Below are 3,475 nucleotides of genomic sequence, written 5' to 3' on the forward strand. Positions count from 1 at the left end.
AGGCCTAATTAAATATTGCTTTGATCGCTCACTAAAAGCAATAGCTGATAGCTGAAGCGCTGATAGCTGACGGCTGAATGCTTACCGCGCATCCACCAAAATTGGGGGACTAGAGGAAGCAAATTAACTATTGTTCCCCACAAAGTTGGCTTGCTCGGGGGGTAAAATTCAGTATCAAAAAACTTTTCAGATATCCTCTTATACCAATTTAAAACAAGAATGTTACAAATAATAAGTGCAATAAAAAGATTTTGCAGGAAATGTTCCTTTGAGAAAAAAGAGGATTTACGACCTAAAAACTGGTATTAAATCTATTCATTCTAACTCCTGAATTGCAGGATTGCTGTTTGCATTTGCGTAGCATCCCGTAGGGAAGCATGACAAACGGAAATTCTAATAAATACCCTAACTATTTGTAGCAAACATTTATCAAATTGGTATTAGAGAAGTAAATATTTTTTCCACTTTTCCTGATTCCCTATTCCCTGCTATAAAGGAATTTATTGAAATACTTTAACCTACTTTTAGCATAGAATTATTCAATAAATTACATTCTGAATCTGCTGAATTCCAAGCTAAACCATCAAAAGCTATTTTCTCAATTAAACTAGCTAACCGCAATGCTTTAAGAGCCTGTTCTCCTCCAACTGAAGGTTGATTCCCTCCACCAACACAATGAATAAAATGCTCTAATTCTGCATGAAGAGGTTCAATATTGCTAGTATAAACCTTTTCAATTAAACCATCCTGACGATAAAGCACCTGACCATAATCAGTCACATAATCTGCTGTTGTTTGACGATGAATCAGAATTTCATTGTTAAGAAAATCTGCTTCTGTCAAAGAATTTTTACAGTGGGCAACAATAGAACGTAATTTTTTATGTGTCACCTTACTAGCAGTCAAAGTAGCTAAAATTCCATTAGCAAAACCAAGAGTAGCTGTTACATAATCTAAATTTCCAGAGCTAGAAGCACTGCTTCCACTGGCAGTTAATTTCACAACTGGGGAAGCAACTAATTCTAGTAACAAGTCAATATCATGGATCATTAAGTCCAGAACTACAGACACATCATTAGCTCGATGAGAATAAGGACTCATCCTATGAGCTTCTAAGGCCAATAACTCTTCAGTTTTGAGGACTTTACTAAGTTCTTGAAAAGCAGGATTAAACCTTTCTATGTGACCTACTTGTAAAATTAGGTTTGTTTCAGCAGCAGTATTTACCAAATATTCAGCCTCAGCGATACTAGCAGCAATAGGCTTTTCCATTAACACATGGACTCCTGCTTCTAAGCAAGTCATTCCTACAGCGTAATGCTGAAGGGTTGGTACTGCTACACACACAGCATCAACATGAGGTAAAAGGTCTTTATAGTCCTCAAAAAAACGAACTCGATATTTACTTGCAGTATCGAGTCCTCTTTCTACATTAATATCTGCTACACCGACTAATTCTGTATCTTTGAGCAAATTTAGGACACGGGTATGATGTTGTCCCATATTACCAACCCCAATAACTCCTACACGAAGAGATTCTGATTGGCCGTGTTTAGTAAAAACGGATGAATATACTTTAGACATTCTATTTAGCACTCCTAGATTCTCCTCCACCACACCTAATTAGAGTAAGGTATTGACACTCGCCCGTTAAATCGGAGATTATAACGGGTAATTCTTGCGAGTGCTAACGCAAAGCTGCGCTAGCCGTGATTCTTAACTAGGCAACAAATCAAAACAAGTTGAGTTGCGCCCCCGCTACTACTATCTCCACAAGCTTTCTTGCTCCATCTTTAATACTGAGGAAACTTCAGCACAGGCGGTGCGCTTTTCTTGAACCGTTTGCCCCACTGCCATTAATCCTCACCTACCCCTCTTGCTCCCCTCCCGGAAGGGGATGAGGGTGCAACAGCTACACCATGATTTATATAGATTTTTTTGTTCAACCTTTGCAAATTTATCCTATATGGCAGTGGAAGGAAAGGTCATTTCAGTTATCAGTTTTTGAGTTACCAGTCGGGAGTGTAGTAGAGGCAACGGGAAAAGCTTGAAAAATACTCCCTCCACCCTCCCTTGTTCCTGAAAATCTAAAATTGAGTATTTCATCAGTATGACTATTGTTTTATCTGAAAATTATACCCAAATCTAAAGAAAATATTACGATTTCTTAAATTTACTAAAACTCTATGGAATAATCGACATCAATAAAAATTAAATTGAGACCAGCAAATATAAAGGTCTTAAACATAAAAATCTAAAAACACCAATCTCTTGATTTATTAAGAGTTTGGTGTTTTCTAATTTTGAGGTAATTTCAAAGAGTCGAAGCAATCAAAAATTAGTTCAATATTTTTCGATGACAACAATAGTAATTAAAATAGGCACTTCCAGTCTGACTCGTTCTGAATCGGGAAATTTGGCCTTGTCCACAATTGCTAGCTTGATCGAGACTATTGCCAATCTACGTTCTCAGGGACATCGAGTAGTTTTAGTTTCTTCTGGAGCAGTTGGTGTAGGTTGCGATCGCTTAGGGCTAAGTGAAAAACCTCGCAATATTGCCATGAAGCAAGCAGTAGCAGCAGTTGGCCAAGGAAGACTAATGCGAGTTTACGAAGATTTGTTTACATCTTTGCAACAAACAATTGCTCAAATCTTACTTACCAGGAGCGAGCTTTCACGACGTAGTAGTTATGTAAATGCTTACAATACATTTCAACAATTGTTGCGACTGGGTATAGTCCCAATTGTGAATGAAAATGATACTACTGCTGTGGAAGAACTGAAATTTGGGGACAACGATACTCTATCAGCTTTAGTTGCTGGTCTAGTAGAAGCTGATTGGTTATTTATATTAACCGACGTTGACAAGTTATATTCTGCCGATCCTAGAAACAATCCAGATGCTTTACCTATTACCTTAGTAGAGCGAATAGAACAACTCGAAGAATTTCAAGTTCAAACTGGAGATTCTGTTAGTGGACGGGGAACTGGTGGAATGATTACGAAAATTGAAGCTGCCAAAATTGCCACAGCAGCAGGAGTACGAACCGTCATTACTGATGGCCAAATTCCTACTAATATACCAAAAATCCTGAATGGAGAATCTATTGGGACTCAGTTTGAACCTCAACCACAACCAGTAAATGCCCGCAAACATTGGATTGCCAATATTTTAGTACCTGCGGGCAAGCTGTATCTGGACATAGGTGCAGTTCAAGCAATTTCTGAGTCTGGTAAATCTCTACTAGCTGCTGGTATTATTCAAGTAGAAGGAGAGTTTTATCCATCGGATGCTGTAGAATTGTGCAATGAAGAAGGCGGGGAAATAGCTAGGGGACTTGTGAACTACAGCAATACTGAGTTGCAACAAATTCTAGGTTGTCGCTCAGAAGATATACCTGATATTTTGGGCTATATAGGATCTGACACAGTAGTACATAGGGATAACCTTGTCATCAAATGTTAACTGCCTTTG

The 3,475-nt window shown here is 38.2% G+C and carries 3 protein-coding genes; 2 read left to right on the forward strand and 1 reads right to left on the reverse strand.

The features are described 5' to 3' along the window. Positions 1–513: 513 nt before the first annotated feature. Positions 514–1,584 carry a Gfo/Idh/MocA family oxidoreductase gene (locus tag AC3DU7_RS24290; RefSeq protein WP_488041871.1) on the reverse strand — a complete coding sequence of 357 codons (1,071 nt, stop codon included), beginning with the start codon at positions 1,582–1,584 and terminating at the stop codon, positions 514–516. Between the two features lie 335 nt (positions 1,585–1,919). Between AC3DU7_RS24290 and AC3DU7_RS24295 the strand changes: the two genes are divergently transcribed. Further along, the gene (locus tag AC3DU7_RS24295; protein WP_488041872.1) at positions 1,920–2,051 is read left to right on the forward strand and encodes a hypothetical protein; all 132 of its coding nucleotides are present in this window, start codon (positions 1,920–1,922) and stop codon (positions 2,049–2,051) included. Between the two features lie 305 nt (positions 2,052–2,356). After that, the gene (gene proB, locus AC3DU7_RS24300; protein WP_488041873.1) at positions 2,357–3,466 is read left to right on the forward strand and encodes a glutamate 5-kinase; all 1,110 of its coding nucleotides are present in this window, start codon (positions 2,357–2,359) and stop codon (positions 3,464–3,466) included. Positions 3,467–3,475 lie beyond the last annotated feature (9 nt).

The sequence above is a fragment of the Okeania sp. genome, from assembly GCF_983059655.1.